The organism is Bacteroidota bacterium (assembly GCA_016706255.1).
Taxonomy (GTDB): Bacteria; Bacteroidota; Bacteroidia; order Chitinophagales; family BACL12; genus UBA7236.
Genome location: JADJJZ010000030.1, coordinates 182,139 through 199,271, shown reverse-complemented (window position 1 = coordinate 199,271; position 17,133 = coordinate 182,139). Strand labels below are relative to the sequence as shown.

General features: G+C 37.0%; 17 protein-coding genes. 9 read left to right on the top strand and 8 right to left on the bottom strand.

The annotated features are described in order from the left end of the window. Positions 1-3: 3 nt before the first annotated feature. The 4 genes from IPI65_23390 to IPI65_23375 are packed head-to-tail and all read right to left on the bottom strand — an operon-like array spanning position 4 to position 2,553. Positions 4-426, bottom strand: coding sequence for a VOC family protein (locus tag IPI65_23390; protein MBK7444378.1), 423 nt, complete (start codon positions 424-426; stop codon positions 4-6). Next, positions 426-1,271, bottom strand: coding sequence for a hypothetical protein (locus tag IPI65_23385; protein ID MBK7444377.1), 846 nt, complete (start codon positions 1,269-1,271; stop codon positions 426-428). Before IPI65_23385 ends, IPI65_23390 begins: the two co-directional genes overlap by 1 nt. Positions 1,272-1,316: 45 nt before the next feature. After that, positions 1,317-2,252 (bottom strand): hypothetical protein, encoded by a 936-nt coding sequence (locus IPI65_23380; GenBank protein MBK7444376.1) that lies wholly within the window; start codon positions 2,250-2,252, stop codon positions 1,317-1,319. After that, entirely contained in the window at positions 2,242-2,553 is a 312-nt protein-coding gene (locus tag IPI65_23375) for a DUF3817 domain-containing protein (GenBank protein MBK7444375.1), read from the bottom strand. The genes IPI65_23380 and IPI65_23375 overlap by 11 nt, the downstream gene beginning before the upstream one ends. Before the next feature lie 106 nt (positions 2,554-2,659). Here IPI65_23375 and IPI65_23370 point away from each other — a divergent pair, with 106 nt between their 5' ends. Beyond that, positions 2,660-3,484 (top strand): RNA-binding protein, encoded by an 825-nt coding sequence (locus tag IPI65_23370; protein MBK7444374.1) that lies wholly within the window; start codon positions 2,660-2,662, stop codon positions 3,482-3,484. Position 3,485: 1 nt separating this feature from the next. Here the strand turns inward: IPI65_23370 and IPI65_23365 are convergent, their stop codons facing one another. Continuing rightward, positions 3,486-4,034, bottom strand: coding sequence for a DUF1415 domain-containing protein (locus IPI65_23365; GenBank protein MBK7444373.1), 549 nt, complete (start codon positions 4,032-4,034; stop codon positions 3,486-3,488). Between the two features lie 168 nt (positions 4,035-4,202). Between IPI65_23365 and IPI65_23360 the strand changes: the two genes are divergently transcribed. From IPI65_23360 to IPI65_23345, 4 genes are read left to right on the top strand one after another with little or no spacing between them, the layout of a single operon-like run. After that, a complete protein-coding gene (locus IPI65_23360) occupies positions 4,203-4,673 on the top strand; it encodes a hypothetical protein (protein MBK7444372.1) in 471 nt (156 codons plus the stop codon). Positions 4,674-4,695: 22 nt separating this feature from the next. Next, positions 4,696-6,879 (top strand): radical SAM protein, encoded by a 2,184-nt coding sequence (locus IPI65_23355; GenBank protein ID MBK7444371.1) that lies wholly within the window; start codon positions 4,696-4,698, stop codon positions 6,877-6,879. Positions 6,880-6,909: 30 nt separating this feature from the next. Further along, positions 6,910-7,062 (top strand): hypothetical protein, encoded by a 153-nt coding sequence (locus IPI65_23350; protein ID MBK7444370.1) that lies wholly within the window; start codon positions 6,910-6,912, stop codon positions 7,060-7,062. 5 nt (positions 7,063-7,067) lie between these two features. Next, entirely contained in the window at positions 7,068-7,700 is a 633-nt protein-coding gene (locus IPI65_23345) for a hypothetical protein (protein ID MBK7444369.1), read from the top strand. Between the two features lie 72 nt (positions 7,701-7,772). On the opposite strand, the gene rho is transcribed toward IPI65_23345, so the two are convergent. Next, a complete protein-coding gene (gene rho / locus IPI65_23340) occupies positions 7,773-9,362 on the bottom strand; it encodes a transcription termination factor Rho (protein MBK7444368.1) in 1,590 nt (529 codons plus the stop codon). Positions 9,363-9,700: 338 nt separating this feature from the next. On the opposite strand from rho, the gene serS reads away from it, so the two are divergent. From serS to IPI65_23325, 3 genes are all read left to right on the top strand, one after another. Next, complete coding sequence (gene serS, locus IPI65_23335) at positions 9,701-10,972, top strand: serine--tRNA ligase (GenBank protein ID MBK7444367.1); 1,272 nt, start codon at positions 9,701-9,703, stop codon at positions 10,970-10,972. Positions 10,973-11,618: 646 nt separating this feature from the next. After that, complete coding sequence (locus IPI65_23330; GenBank protein ID MBK7444366.1) at positions 11,619-13,091, top strand: T9SS type A sorting domain-containing protein; 1,473 nt, start codon at positions 11,619-11,621, stop codon at positions 13,089-13,091. A gap of 407 nt (positions 13,092-13,498) precedes the next feature. Next, a complete protein-coding gene (locus IPI65_23325; protein ID MBK7444365.1) occupies positions 13,499-14,968 on the top strand; it encodes a T9SS type A sorting domain-containing protein in 1,470 nt (489 codons plus the stop codon). Positions 14,969-15,248: 280 nt separating this feature from the next. Here the strand turns inward: IPI65_23325 and IPI65_23320 are convergent, their stop codons facing one another. Together IPI65_23320 and IPI65_23315 are read right to left on the bottom strand one after the other, a co-directional pair. Beyond that, entirely contained in the window at positions 15,249-15,683 is a 435-nt protein-coding gene (locus IPI65_23320) for a DUF2147 domain-containing protein (GenBank protein ID MBK7444364.1), read from the bottom strand. Positions 15,684-15,697: 14 nt separating this feature from the next. Then, on the bottom strand, positions 15,698-16,126 hold the full coding sequence (locus IPI65_23315) for a DUF2147 domain-containing protein (protein ID MBK7444363.1): 429 nt from the start codon (positions 16,124-16,126) through the stop codon (positions 15,698-15,700). Positions 16,127-16,301: 175 nt separating this feature from the next. Between IPI65_23315 and IPI65_23310 the strand changes: the two genes are divergently transcribed. Next, on the top strand, positions 16,302-16,874 hold the full coding sequence (locus tag IPI65_23310; GenBank protein MBK7444362.1) for a nicotinate-nucleotide adenylyltransferase: 573 nt from the start codon (positions 16,302-16,304) through the stop codon (positions 16,872-16,874). Positions 16,875-17,133: the final 259 nt, after the last annotated feature.

Sequence of the window (17,133 nt, the reverse complement as noted above, 5' to 3'; positions counted from 1 at the left end):
AAATCAGGCAATTACATTTCCCGAATCATCCATTATGATAAACGGATTAAAAGCAATTTCCCAATAATTGTTTTCAGGATCGGCAATATATCCGCTATAGCCACCCCAAAATGCTTTTTGAGGTGGTTTCACGATTTTAACTTTTTTCTTTCTTAAGTCTTCAAATAATTGATCAACCAATTTTTCTGAAGGTAATAAAATAGTAAGTGTAATTTGTTTAAACGGACCGCCATTATTTTCAATGCCAATATCATTTGCAAGTTCGGCCGACGGGTATAAACTTAAAATAAAACCATTGAGTTTATAAAAAACAATATCACCTTGTTCATTCATAATATCCCAACCTAAAGTATTCGTATAAAAATCTTTCATTAATTCCAGATTTTGAACACCAAGGGTAATTAAAGACAATCGTTGTGGAAACATCAGAATAGCCCTTTCTTTTCTTTATGCACAAAAACACTGTCTAAGGTGTCATTATCAAAATCTTCTAACTGACGGTCATTGATGTGGTGATAAACTGCACTGATAAAAATAGTTTGTGCTGCAGAAGTTACTGCTATAACAGTTAACACACCAATAACGGCAAGTACAATTGCGGGAATTAATCCGATTAAAGAACCAATAAAAAACAGCGGAATTCCTACAATTAAAATACCAAGAAATTGTACTATTCCAAAACTAAAAGAAGCACCTAATGATTCGCCCCATTTTTCGCGCATCATTTGCACAGAGCGTTTATAAGCTGCAATTGGAGTAAGATTTTCATATGCCAACACCGGAACAACAAAAAATGTAGTTATAGACCAGGCAACACCTAATAAAGCAGAAATAATTTGTCCAACCTTACCTAAATTTTCTTCCAGCATTCTTAACAATAACCCTACGGTTGCTGCCATTGCCGACCATGCTAAAATATCGCCAATGCGGCTCATACTAAATTTTAATCCATCAGCAACCCGTGGCTCACCACCTTCAAAATAAATGCGTGCACAATGAATTAATCCCATATTAAAGAAAATTACAATAAAGTAATTGATGAGATAAAAAACAAAAATGCCAATATAGGTTACTACGTCAGCAGAATCTTTTGTTTCGCCAAAATTCCAGCCGTTCGGTGCAAATAATATTGTAAGGAAGGATGCAAATAATACGAGTAATGCTGCACCTGAAAATACGGGGAACAATAAGAGTTGTTTGTTTTTTTTGATAACAGAAAAGCTACTCATGGATAGCTTCCATCCGTTGGAGAGTCGTGTAAAAAATCCCATTTATGTAAAATTTTACATAAATATATACTTATTTTTTAAAATCTATTATTTCAGCTTAAATGTTTTTGCCATTTGTTGAAACGCCGGCAAATAAACATCAAACTTTGCACTGGTCATGCCCACCATAATGTAATAACTATTGTCTTCCGGATATAACATCACTAAATAAACTAGTTGCGGTTTATTGTCATTGTCTTTACCTTCTGCAATTATTTCATATCCGTTAATGCCGTTTATAGTGATCGGGCTTGTAGATTTGATGGTGTTGTAAGTTCCGCGTGGCATGCCTTTGAGCCGCTTTTCGGTATATTCTTTTTTATCGGTAATGGGGGTGTTTGAAAGTGAACCTCCGGCAGTAAAAACAGCCTTATCAGCGCTATTGGTAGGCATTTTCCCATCTTGCGAATACATTAAAGCACCCTGCATATAACCTGAATATAGTAAGCCCGAACCGGTTTCATCTAAACTAAACAGCGCTACCTGTTTACCATCCACCACAACATCTTTGTTATACTGAATTGTTTTCATTGATTTTAAAATAGCTGCGTCCGCATCTTTTTCCGATTCCGGAAAAATGCCATTTACCATGATGGTTTCTTTATCGCTGCCAAAAATAAATACGTATTTTTTAAATTGTGTGTTATTGGCCATTTGCGTCAAAGTGAAAAAATGTACCGGAATTTCATTTACCAGAATTTCCGATTTATTCACTAAAACAATACCTGCTTTTTGCAAATTTTCGGCAGTAAATCCATTTAATATTTCAAGGTAATCACTGGGCATTTCCGTTATCATTATCGATGCGCCGATTGGAAGGTATTGAAAACCGGAAAAGTTTTCTGCTACCGTAAAACCCTTTGGGGGAGCCATTTTACACTTGGAACCCGGAATGGCAATTACACTGTCTGCCTGAGCAAAACCGGTTGTGGCTGCAATTAAAAACAATACCACAAATTGAATTTTAAAAAAATTAAGCTTCATTTTCTTTCGATAATATTTTTTTATCTAAAATAAATGGTCCGAATGGAATAATGGATGCAACAACGGCTAATGCAGTTTTTTTAAACGACCAATCGTGTGCAATTTTTACATTTAATCCGGTAAACATATAACTTATAAAAAGCATGCCATGAATCCATCCCATTATATCTACTGCTTGCGGAATATTTGCGCCATATTTTAATGGCATTGCAATAAATAATAATAACAAAAATGAAATGCCTTCAAAAATGGCAACCTTTCTAAACCGGCCAATTTCGGTTTTATACCATGCCTGCTCCATAATTTTCTTTTCTTTTGTTCGCCAAAGGTAGTGCAGTTTGTTATTATAGCTGTTAAAATGTGTTAGCCGATTTTTTAACTTACATTTATGGTTGTTAAATGAAAATATGATTGCAATTGGTAAAAAACAGGTTTTAAAGGCAATGCGTTTTGAACCGGAAGGGGTTTATCTCGGAAATGAAGAAAATGAAGTCCTCTTACCCCGCAAACAGGTGCCTGCCGGTTTACGCAACAACGATGAAATAACGGTATTTGTATATCACGATGGCGACGGCGCTGTTGTAGCCACAACCATGGAACCTAAAGGGGTTTTAGATGATATTGTTGCCCTTGATGTGGTAAGTGTAACTCCTAATGGTGCCTATCTTAATATGGGCATTCCAAAAGATGTGTTGCTGCACAAAAGCCAGATCAGAAACAATGTAGAACCCGGCGATACCGTTGTGGTAAAACTCATTCTTGATTATGACGGAAGGCTTGCAGCTACCGAGCTGATTGAGGGCTGGCTGGATAATTCGCCGCTAACTGTCGAAGAAAAAGACATGGTTGAACTCGTTATTTTGCGCGAAACCGACTTGGGTTATAACGTTGCCGTTAATGGCAAACATATCGGCTTGCTGCACTATTCTGATGTTTTTCGGCATGTGAAGCCGGGAGATACTTTTGCTGGTCATATTAAACGAATTTTACCCGAAAACAAGCTGGATGTTGCCGAAGGAAAACACGGTTATCAGCGTGTGGAAGATGAATTGGGCAAAATTTTACGGCTTTTGGATGAAAATGAAGGCTTTTTGCCTTTCCACGATAAAAGTGAAGCGGAAGATATTTACGCCTACTTCGCCATGAGCAAAAAAACGTTTAAAAAAGCTGTTGGTGCTTTATACAAACAGCGTATCATAAAATTATCGGAAGAAGGTATTCACAAAGTATGATTTATTTAGTCATTACACTGTCGCGCAACATTTTCATATAAACCAATCCTTTTTTTCGGGCAAAATCGATATTGTTTTCGGGTATTTTTTCCGGCGTGGCATAATTTTCTAAAGCCTTATCTATGCTGGCTTCCCGCAACAAATGCAACATGGGAAATATTGAGCGATTGGTATAATTTGCCGCATCCTGTTCATCACTGCCGGCAAATAAATACAAAGGGTGGAATCCGGCTAATTGATATATTCCTTCATACCCAGCCGCAGCCATGGCATCCTCTGCATCGGCAACCACATCTAAATATTTCATAAAATCAGGAAAGCTGTCCGGTAAAATAATAAAGGTTGTTTCTGTAGCGTCATGTTCATCTAAAAAAACACATTCGGCTAATACCATTTCAAGAACCTGCTGTAAATCCAATTGATTGCCAACAACATAACGAACACTTTGTTGTTTTACAGGCGCTGCAGCAAAAGGGCAAAAATGGCAATCGATTACCACTTTTTTAATCCACGTTTCCGTTTGCAGAATTACTTCTGCATCGGTAATCATTTTTTTTCCATTAAACTGTTTTTATTTTATCCGAAAACCACCGCAGCAGTTATGTATACTATAAGATGAGCAATAATATAAACAGAACAAATGTACCGAAAAAAAACGAAGCCGGCAATTTAAACAGCTCGCTCCAATCTGCTGCCTAAATAGTATTAATTTTACAATATGAAAGCTGCTTCCCTCTCAGAAATCAAAAAAGAGCTGCTGCGCAACGATCCTGTTCAATTAAGCGAGCTTATTTTGCGATTGGCACGTTATAAAAAAGAAAACAAGGAGTTGCTTACTTATCTGTTATTTGAATCTGATAATGAAGCTGCTTTTATTGAATCGATTAAAGTAGAAACCGATGCGTTTTTTGAAGATATCAATAGTTCAAACTTGTATTTTGCAAAAAAAAGTATTCGGAAAATAGTGCGCAATATCAATAAACATGCGCGTTATTCAGGCAACCAGGAAACACTTGCAGAGCTGCTGATTTATTTTTGCAAATGTTTAAAAAATTCGGGAATTCCTTTTGAAAACAGTTTAGCATTATCAAATTTATATGCTGCGCAAATTAAAAAAATAAAAAAGGCAATTGAAAGCATGCATGAAGATTTGCAATATGATTTTAAAAAAGAATTAAAAAATTTATAACCAGCAATAGTAAAATATTTTTTTGAGCGCAACAGTATTATTAATTACACCGCCCTTTACGCAGTTAAATACACCTTATCCCGCAACTGCTTACCTAAAAGGATTTTTGAATACAAGAAATATTTCTTCGTTTCAATCTGATTTGGGGATTGAAGTTATTTTACAAATTTTTTCAAAAGCCGGTTTAACAGAAATATTTAACCGCATCCCGGTTAATGATGATACAATAGCCATTCGCACATTACAAGAAGATTATATACAAACCATTGAACCTGTAATTTTATTTTTACAGGGCAAAGCACCAACACTCGCAAATCGAATTGCCGCCGGCGGATTTTTACCGGAAGGTCCGCGATTTGAAAACAACGAAAGTGTGGACTGGGCTTTTGGCAATATGGGCGTACATGATAAAGCAAAATATTTTGCCACCATGTACCTCGAAGATATTTCAGATATTATTTCCAATTATGTAGATGAACATTTTGGATTCAGCAGATACGCCGAACGACTCGGCCGCTCAGCCGCAACATTTGACGCACTGCATGAACATCTACAATTGCCATTTACATTTATTGATAACATTTTATTAAATATTTTAGATAAACACATTACCGCACTAAATCCGGAAATAATTGCATTGTCTGTCCCTTTTCCGGGTAATTTATATGCGGGTTTCAGATGTGCTCAATTTGTAAAAAATAATTATCCGCATATTAAAGTTGCTTTGGGTGGCGGATTTGCAAATACTGAATTAAGAAGTATTTCCGACCCCCGCGTATTTAATTATTTCGATTTTATTTGTTTAGATGATGGTGAAGCGCCGCTGGAACAATTAGTTGGTTTTATTCAAAATAAAATAAGCCGGGATGAATTAAAACGAACATTTTATTTAGAAAAAAATACCGTTCGGTATATTAATAATGCCGGCTGTGCCGACTATAAACAAATAGATACCGGCACGCCCGATTACAGCGATTTATTGTTGGATAAATATATTGCTGCAATTGAAATTATTAATCCCATGCATAGTTTGTGGAGCAACGGTCGCTGGAATAAACTTACCATGGCGCATGGTTGTTACTGGGGTAAATGTACATTTTGTGATATTTCACTCAATTATATTCAGGCTTATGAACCATTAACAGCCGCAGTTATTTGCGACCGAATGGAAAAAATAATTGCGCAAACCGGAGAAACAGGTTTTCATTTTGTTGATGAAGCTGCACCACCATCGCTCATGCGGGCTGTTGCGTTAGAAATAATTAAACGCAAATTGGTTGTGAGCTGGTGGACCAATATTCGTTTCGAAAAAAGTTTTACCCGCGATTTGTGTTTGTTGTTAAAAGCAAGTGGTTGTATTGGTGTGAGTGGCGGACTGGAAGTGGCATCGGACCGATTGTTGGCATTAATTCAAAAAGGTGTTACCGTTGAACAGGTGGCACTCGTAAATAAAAATTTTACGGATGCAGGAATCATGGTGCATGCTTATTTAATGTACGGCTTCCCAACACAAACAGCTCAGGAAACCATCGATTCACTGGAAATGGTGCGCCAATTATTTGAAAATGGCATTTTGCAATCCGGTTTCTGGCATCAGTTTGCTATGACTGCCCATAGCCCCGTTGGCATGTATCCTGAACAATTTAAAGTAGAAAAATTGAATGCAGAAATTGGCGCTTTTGCAAATAATGATATCGAACATATCGACCCAAGCGGTGCAAACCATACTTTATTTAGCGAGGGGTTAAAAATTTCATTATTTAATTACATGCAGGGAGCAGGTTTTGATATTCCACTTTCCAATTGGTTTGATACAAAAGTTCCCGGCACTACTATTCCGCAGAATTATATTGAACGGGTTATTCAAAATACGCCTGTTTCAATTCCTGCGCCTACAACCAAAGTAATTTATTTAGGTAATAAGCCTGTTTTAAAAAATTATACCAAAACAAAAAAAGGTGTTGCTTATGATATGTGTTCAATCACCTTTTACAATCGAAATGGCGAATTAACCATTAAATTAAATCGCGAACAGGCTGTTTGGTTGGAAGAAATACTCAATCTGATTGCAGTACATAATGTAAAAACATATACCCTTCAGGAAATCGCAACACATTATGAAAACAGCGGTTTAACAGATTTCTATTTGTTTTGGAATAACCCTCCTGTAAATAGTCTACATCAGGTTGGTTTGTTGCATCTTTAAAATATGCATCAGATTTTATAGTTTTGTTAGGTGAAACACAATCATTCTAAATATTTCCCGCTCTGGACAGAATATTATGATCAAAATGCTGAAAATTTCGACATGTATAATGCCGCTGCATTAACCGAATCAATTTTTATCGGCATTAATGAATCAACCATTTACCGTTTAACCGCATTTTAATTATTATGAAAAAAATTATTCCGATAACATTATTGCTAATAAGCTGCATGCATATAAATGCACAGGCATTTGAATTCGGTTTGGGAATATCACCGGTGCATATTGAGGGTAACCAAGTTTTTACTTACGAAGATAATAACGGACACACTATACATTATCTTGAACCAATACAACCGGTATCCTTGCTATTATTCAATGTTAATTGTGGTATGTATTTTAATTTACTAAACGGCTTCGATGAATTTTCTGCCGGTGTATTATATCAAAGTATTTTTTCGATTGGCAAAACTTCATACGGTGCCGGCGATTATGCTTACGGAATTGACCTTCCTGTTTTTGCCTGTGTGCGTTTGGGATACACCGGATCTCAGGATAGCAGAAGTGCTGTTGGAGCCGGGTTTGGCGGTGGTATTATGTATTCTATAATGGGTTCGGGTGGCGAAAGTTTTTACTATAAAACAGGTGCATTTATACCGGCACTGCAGGCATTTGTTATTTTTCGTAGTTTTGGCGGATTGGAAATTACCACCAATTTCATAGGTTACCAAGATTATTTTAATAAAAACGCAAGTAATATTGGCGGTTTGCTCATAAGATCTTTACATTTTAGCTTCTACGCCAATTATGGCGAATGGTAATTTTTTATTTAATTAAATGTAATGCATAAAAAAAATCCGCTTTTGCGGATTTTAATATGTTTAAACTTTAATTTATCTGCTCATCGTAGCCAAAAACTCTTCATTACTTTTTGTTCCACGCATATGTTGTAAAATAAAGTTCATGGCTTCTTCGGTATTCATATCAGCCAGGTGATTACGCAATACCCACATACGCTGTAACACTTCTTTTTCGTGTAATAAATCATCGCGACGGGTTGAGCTTGCCGTTACATCTACTGCAGGGAAAATACGTTTGTTAAATAATTTTCTTTCGAGTTGTAATTCCATGTTACCGGTTCCTTTAAACTCTTCAAAAATTACCTCATCCATTTTACTTCCTGTATCAATTAAGGCAGTTGCAAGAATGGTAAGCGAACCACCAAATTCTATATTTCTGGCAGCACCAAAAAATTGTTTTGGTTTTTGCATTGCATTCGCTTCAACACCACCAGATAATACTTTACCACTCGATGGCGCAACTGTATTATGTGCGCGCGCTAAACGTGTAATTGAATCCAATAATATAACCACATCCTGTCCGCACTCTACCAGTCGTTTTGCTTTTTGAAGCACAATACTGCTCACCTTCACGTGTTTTTCTGCAGGCTCATCAAATGTACTCGCAATTACTTCTGCGTTTACACTGCGTTCCATATCAGTAACCTCTTCCGGACGTTCATCAATTAATAATACAATTAAATATACTTCCGGATGATTTTGTGCAATAGCATTTGCAATCGATTTTAATAAAAATGTTTTACCCACTTTCGGTTGCGCTACAATCATACCACGCTGACCTTTTCCAATTGGTGTAAATAAATCGATAACACGGGTTGAATAATCGGTAGGACTATAAACCAGATTTAATTTTTCTTCCGGAAATAATGGTGTAAGATAATCGAATGGAACGCGGTCACGAATTTCTTTCGGGTCGCGACCATTAATTGTTTCTACTCTTAATAATGCGAAATATTTTTCACCTTCTTTCGGAGGGCGGACAAATCCCGAAACCCAGTCGCCGGTTTTTAATCCGAATAATTTTATTTGTGATGGTGAAACATAAATATCATCAGGGCTGGTAAGATAATTATAATCAGCACTGCGCAAAAATCCATATCCGTCAGGCATCATTTCTAATACACCTTCACCCGGAACTGCGCCGTCTAAATCAATATTAAATCTTGGCTCTCTGTTTTTCTTTGGATATTGATGTTGTTGTTGTTGCGTTTCTTCACGATGATTTACAACAGGCTGCTCATTTGTTTGTTGCTCAACAACAGGTTGTTCATTTACCTGCTGCTCATGCGCCTGATTATTAAAAGTATCATCACCCGTTGCAGGCACTTCAATTTTTACGTCTTCATCCTCCTCTTCAACAAATTCAATTTTTGGTGCAATTACCTTTTCAGGTTCTTCATCACCGGCTAATTCTTTTTTCTTACGAGGGCGTAACAAACGTTTGCGATCATTCTTTTTATCATCGCTGGTTTTATGAGTATTAACGTGTTTTTTGGCAGTGCCTATTATGGCAGTTACCAATTCACTTTTACCCATTTTTTTAAAGTTGTTGATCGATAATGACTCCGCAATCTCTCTCAGTTCAGGAACGAGCATTTCGTTCAACTGTGCTTCAGTATACATTACAAACTTTTATAAGTTAAAAAATAAAATTTCACTAAATACAATGTAGGTTCAATCTAAAATCGAAAATAAATCAGGAAAAAAATTTGACTGAATAAAACAATTGAAATATTCAGATGAGATGTCCTTTAGCTGGTTAATCGGACTTTACAGTGCAATAATAAGACGGAATTTTCAAATAAACAAACATGCCGCAACCAACTTCTTCAACTATTTGATAATGAAGTGTTTGCTACACTGTTTTTTTCGCATTTTTCTGTCAACTCCTTACCTATACCGCAAAATCTCCTTTCCTTAAGATGCCACTTAGGCGTATCTTTGCCAAAATTTTAAAGCGCATGCTGGATATTAATTATTTAAGAGCAAACACAGAAATAGCTAAAACCCGTTTAACTAAACGTAATAAATACAATATTAGTTTAATTGACGAGGTTTTACAGCTCGACGATGAACGAAAAAAATTACAAACTGCTTTAGATAATACCCTTTCTGAAACAAACAGCACCAGCAAAGAAATCGGCAAATTAATGGCTCAAGGCCAAAAAGATGCTGCCGAAACCATGAAACTAAAGGTGGCCGAACTCAAAACCCGTTCTGCCGAAATCGAAACACAACATGCCACTATTGCAGAAAGTATAAAAAACTTACTCCTCACGCTCCCAAACCTGCCACAGGATATCGTTCCGGCCGGTTTAACACCTGAAGAAAACGAAGTGGTAAGCACCGGTGGCACAGTTCCGGAATTTAATTTCAACGCCCTTCCACACTGGGAACTCGCCGAAAAATACAACCTCATCAATTTTGAACTCGGCAATAAAATAACCGGAAGCGGTTTTCCCGTATATATTAATAAAGGTGCCCGCTTACAACGCGCTTTAGTAGCCTATTTCCTCGATAAAGCCGGTGAAGCAGGTTATATTGAATACATTCCGCCATTTATGGTAAATGCCGACTCCGCCTATGGCACCGGTCAGTTGCCCGATAAGGAAGGTCAGATGTACCATGCCGTAGTCGACGATTTTTATCTGATTCCAACCGCCGAAGTGCCCGTTACCAATATTTATCGCGATGTAATCGTAAAAGAGGACGAATTACCTATCAAAATGACCGCCTATTCACCTTGTTTTCGTCGCGAAGCGGGTAGTTATGGCAAAGATGTGCGCGGTTTAAACCGTTTACACCAGTTCGAAAAAGTGGAAATCGTGGAAATTGCCCACCCCGATACATCCATTGAACGCCACGAGGCCATGGTAAAACATGTAGAAAACCTAGTTCAGGAGCTCGGTTTACCTTATCGTATTTTGCGTTTATGCGGCGGCGACATGGGTTTCGCATCAGCAATTACGTACGATTTCGAAGTGTTTTCAGCAGCCCAACAACGCTGGCTGGAAGTTAGCTCTGTATCCAATTTCGAAACCTTCCAAAGCAACCGCCTAAAATGTCGTTATAAAGACAATGCCGATGGCAAAAACAAACTCGTGCACACCCTAAACGGCAGCGCACTAGCCCTTCCGCGCATTTTAGCTTCAATTTTGGAAAACAACCAAACACCCGAGGGCATCAATATTCCCGAAGTGCTCTGGAAATATACCGGCTTTAAAACAATCTAAAACAGAACCCGCTCGCTTACAACACATTTATGTAGCGAATTGTAGTTTACCTGATTTGGAGCATCTCCATCTCCCACACCTGCAACTCCGCTGCCGGCTCTCCATTCCAACTCCTGCTCGTTCCTCGCAGGGGTTTCCATTTCGATCCGGGCTAGAATTCCATTTCAAGTTTCTATGCACAAAAAACTGCTGATAATTAGCTAATTAGCCGATTAGCAAATTAGCTGATGGGGGTCCGACAGTTAATGACAATCTTGCTCAAATTCGGATTTTCTATTATTGATTTATCAGTTAATTATGAGTCGGGCTAATATTGATTAGCCCCAACGAGAGCTCCGAATTATTCATTAGCAAATTAGCTGTTGGGGTCTCACAAAATCATATGAGTTTTACCGGACAACAGTGATTAACTAATCAACACATTAATTTATTTCCATGGCAATCCTGGCTAGATATTACTTTTTTTTGTAACTTGCATAGCAAAATGGTGTAACAAATTTCTTTTTTAAAATTGTAAAATAGCACCAACGCAATTATCTATTTGTTTGGGTATGAAAAATCCAAAATGGCAATATGTCAACAATAAACAAACCATTGTTTTGAATACCTAAAACAACCTACTCCTGAAATATCAAACCCTTTCTATATGAAACCGCTACTTGTTATTCTGCTCCTAATCAATTCTTTCAATATCTTTTGTCAGGATTGGGCCTTATTTCCATACCAAACAGACATGTATTATTATCTTGAAGGATCTGCAAGCTTGTTTAGTTGCAAACACGACTCGGTTTCAACTGATGGCGTTACTACGAACTACTATTTTAATACAAAAGCCCCTGAGGGGATTTCGCAGGAGTGCTTTGATTCGCTTATAAATTTTAAGGTAGACACTTTTTTTTCTGAAGTCCCTTACCAAATGCAATTTACCCAAAAAGGCGACAGCCTGATTAATTATACTGAGTATTATTGCACAATGCCTGCAATTTTTAAACCATGGGCTGCCGTTGGAACAAGCTGGATAGTTCCAAATAATGCGCCTTGGAGCACTTTTTCTGAAGTAGAAATTACCTGTGATTCAATAGTTCTGGGAAACTTCCTTGGGGTAACAGATAGTCTCAAATATTTTTCAGTACATACAGAAACACCAATTACAGGATGGCATACTATTGATATGGCGAATTATGTGCTCAGTAAACATTATGGTCTTATTCGTTTTTTGCCTTTTTATTATTTACTTAAACCTACCTCCTGTCCAGATTGTTTTAAATGTTATGATTTAATTGGTTGGAATGGAATCGGTTCATCTGCCGGTTACCAAGGTCCAAAATGGGAGGACTGGATAAAATTGGTTCCTGGCGATTTTCTTAAATATCATCATAACTATTCAAACCCTTCGGGAACAGGTTTCTACGCTACTACGGCCTTGATATTAAATGTAACACATTATACCGATTCTGTTGTTATACAATATGAAAACCATCTAGGAGAAATTTTCGAATATGCCTATCATAAAAAGGCCCTATTCAACGCAATTACCACGGCAACATGGAGACTATTTTATCTTCCCGAATCTCCTTATCAATCTGAATTAGATGAATATGTGGGTCAAATGGACAGAGGGTCTCCCATGTTAGACACTATCAGTTACCCTGGTTATTCGAATTATTTTCAAGAATTGATAACAACCAACCAGCAAAATGAAATAAATTGCACAATCGAACCCTTAATTGAACACAAACACGTAATACGCTGGGATTCGTATATTGGTGTCATGTTTGAAGATAAATTAGTTGGTGATTCTTGGTTCAACTACGGTATAGTCGGTGGTATTATTAACGGTGTCTCTTTTGGCAACTTGCAGCCAGTCAGCATAGATGAATCTTTTAATACTGAAAATGCTATTACTATTTTTCCAAATCCTGCATATAACTTAATTCAATTTCAAATTGATGCAAATTCATACACGCAATATTTTATTTATGATATCACCGGCAAATGTCATATCACCAACCAAACCGTTTCCGGCAAAATCGATATTTCCGGTCTGCCCAAAGGAACTTATATCCTAAACCTAATTTCCGACACCGGAAGTCGGGTGGGCAAATTTGTGAAGTTGTAAGTTACCGCTTGGTTTTTAATTAGCTAATTAGCAAATTAGCTGATGGGGGTTCGTCAGTTAATGGCAATCTAACTCAAATTGGAATATGGCAGCTCCGAGTTTTTAATTAGCAAATTAGCTGATGGGGGTCTCGTAAAATCATATGAGTTTTACCGGACAACAGTGATTAACTAATCAACACATTAATTTATTTCCATGGTAAAACTGGCTACATATTACTTTTTTTTAGTAACTTGCATAGCAAAATGGTGTGACAAATTTCTTTTTGAAAATTGTAAAATAGCATCAATGTAATTATCTACTTGTTTGGGTATGAAAAATCCAAAATGGCAATATGTCAACAATAAACAAACCATTGTTTTGAATACCTAAAACAACCCCCTCCTGAAATATCAAACCCTTTCTATATGAAACCGCTACTTGTTATTCTGCTCCTAATCAATTCTTTCAATACCTTTTGTCAGGATTGGGCCTTATTTCCATACCAAACAGACATGTATTATTTTCCTGAAGGAACTACCAACTTGTTTAGTTGCAAACACGACTCTGTTTCAACCATTGGAGATACAACTAACTACTATTACAATACCCAGGCTCCTCATGGTGCTACTCAAGCGTGCTTTGATTCGGTTATAAATTTTGAAGATAATTTTTATTATTCCTGGCCTCCTTACAAGATGGAATTTTCAGGTCTTGGCGACAGCTTAACTTATTATAATAGTATTTATGGCACATTGCCGGCCATTTTTAAACCGATGGCTGTTGTGGGTTCAAGTTGGAAAATTTATAACAATTCTGATGAAAGCGAATTTTCGGAAATAGAAATTACTTGTGATTCTATTGTATTGGGAAACTTTCTTGGTTTTACAGACAGTATAAAATATTTTTCGGTGCATACTCTTTCTCCCGTTATCGGCGGTTTTACAATTGATAAGGCAACTTATATTTTAAGCAAACATTATGGACTCATACGTTTTTTACCTTTTTACCAGTTAATTAATCCTACTACCTGCGAGGACTGTTTTAGATGCTACAATTTAATTGGTTGGAATGCATTTGCCAGTTCAGCAGGGTACAAGGGACCACTTTGGGAAGACTGGATACATTTGGCGCCTGGCGATTTCCTTAAATATTATTTCAACTATAGCTATCCTTTGGGAACAGGTTCCGGTTTTCAAACGGCCCTAATACAAAGTGTAACACATTATGCCGATTCTATTGTTATCCAATATGAAAACGAATCTGGTTACATTTATACCTATGCTTATTATAAAAACGCAATATATAATGCGATAAGTTCACCACCTTGGAGACCTTTTTATATTCCCGAATCTCCATATCAATTTGAATTAGATAAATATATTGGTGAAATGTATTCCAATGAGTCGTATATTGATACAACAACGTTTCCAGGCGTTTGGCGATACAAACAATATATTACAACAACAGGTTGGCAATATGACGATTGTTTGGTAAACCCATCTTTTGAATACAGCCACGAAATACATTGGGATTCATATATTGGTGTCACCTTCGAATCAAAGGGAAGTCCAAAAGATTATTCGAATTTCGGCCTGGCTGGTTATGTTATTAATGGTCAAACTTATGGCAACTATTCCCCGCTCAGCATAGATGAACTTTATAATAATGAAAATGCAATAAACATTTTTCCAAATCCGGCAAGTGATTTCCTTCAATTTCAAATTGCTCCAAATTCATACACTCAATGTTATATTTATGATATTACCGGCAAATGTCATCTCACTTGCCAAACAGTTTCCGGCAAAATCGATATTTCCGGTCTGCCCAAAGGAACATATATCCTTGACCTAATTTCCGACACCGGAAGTCGGGTGGGCAAATTTGTGAAGTTGTAAGTTACCGCTTGGTTTTTAATTAGCAAATTAGCTGATGGGGTTAGTCGTTAAAATGACAATCTTGCTCAAATTCGAATATTCGATTAATGATTTATAAGTTAATTATGAGTCGGGCTAATGTTGATTAGCCCCAACGGGAACTCCGAATGAAAATCCAACTAAAAATCGGCTGTTCATTGGCTGTTCCATTGGTACATTGGTACATCATCCCAAGCCCCTACGTCAGCTCCGAATACAAATCTCACTCAAAAATCGGCTGTTCAATTAGCACATCAGCACATCATACCTTCACCCTCGTCCAACGCTCAGTATGATAAACAAACCCCCAATACCCTCGCAGCACAAGCATATCCTTCCCTTCTAACCATATTTCACAGGCGTAGGTATTGCCGTTTTGGGAGTTATACACGTATCCATCCTGCCAAAATCCGTCTTTGAAACGAAAATCTTTTAAAACCTGCAGGCCAATAAGGGGTCGGTTGCGTTTGTTGGGGTCGGGGTTTTCTTTATCTAACTTGGGTTTACCCGTTTCAGGGTCGTTTTGTTCGTATAACCATAAAATTTTACCGAAATACACATTATTTACGGCGTAAATTTCAACTTTTAAGCGCTTGTTTTCCGACAACCATACGCCTTTTATAGCATCGGCATTGCCCTGAGCAGAAACCCTGCCCAAACCAAGTGTAAGTAGTAAAATGAGTATGCCGTATTTCATAATGTGCGAAAAAATTATTTCGCTTTGGTCCAGGTTTCGGTTCTGTATACCACGCCCCAGTACCCTCGTATTTTTAATCCCGTTTTGCCATCCAGCCACATTTCGCATTTGTAAGTTTTTCCGTTTTTAGGGTCATAAATTGTCCCGTTTTTCCAAAAGCCATCCTCAAAATCAAACCCTTTCAGTATAACCAGACCCATAATTGGTTGTTTTTGTTTCGACTCATCCGGATTTTCATCATCTACTTTTGGTGTTCCATCTTCCTCATTCGGCTCGCGTAACCAGGTTATTTTACCGTAATATTTATTGTCTTTTTTATAAATCTCAATTTTCGCATCACCATCACCGTTTATCCATCCACCAATGCAGGCATCCTGCCAGTTTTGCGCCTTCACCGAAAACGCAACACTCATTGTAAATAATAAAAACATTAATTTCTTCATATTAAACTAAATTTTACTCGTTAAAAGTAGGTATATTTTTTTGCTTGCCAAAAATGACATCTAACAGCTATTTTTCCTTTACTTTTAAAAAATTACTGCAAATTAACATGACTAACCACCAAAAAGCGCTCCACAATCGCGCTCAGTCGTATCGCTTACCTATCTTTACACAACGATGAACATTGGATTATTCTTCGGCTCATTCAATCCTGTGCATACCGGACATATGATTATTGCAAATCATTTTGCTGAAAATGCTGATCTGCATCAGGTATGGTTTATTATTTCTCCCCAAAACCCTTTTAAGGAAAAATCTTCTCTGCTCGATGAAAAACATCGCTTATACATGGTAAATCTGGCAATTGAAGATAATTATAAACTCCAGGCCTCAAATATCGAATTTCATTTACCGCAACCGAGTTATACTATTGATACACTCACACATCTAAAAGAAAAACATCCGGAACATAAGTTTAGTATCATTGTTGGCTCCGATAATTTGGCTGCATTTCACAAATGGAAAAATTATGAACTGATACTTGCAGCACATACGGTTCTGGTATACAAAAGAAGTGCAAAAGACGTAGTTCCGGAAAACCTTAAAGGTGATATCCAACTCTTTGATGTTCCGCTGCTGGGTATTTCATCAACATATATCCGTCAAAATATCAAAAACGGGAAATCTGTACGATATTTAGTACCCGAAAAAGTTTGGAAACACTTAGATGAAATGCATTTTTATAAATAATGTGGATTTAATATTGCGCTTTTACGCTTCAAATTAATGCGTTGTCTTTTTTAAAGGTCAGTTTATTTTTAAGTGTCATTTTTAGTCGTTTTTTTATGTTGGTACTATGTTGTACAACTGTTAATTGAGTTTGATAAGTTCTTTTTTTTAGTGTTGATGATGTATGAGCGGAATTTTTTTGTGGAGATGTACTGTTGTACCAACATGCAATGTACGTGGAAGCAGTGTGCATTACGAAAAAGTTTTCCTGTTAACTTTG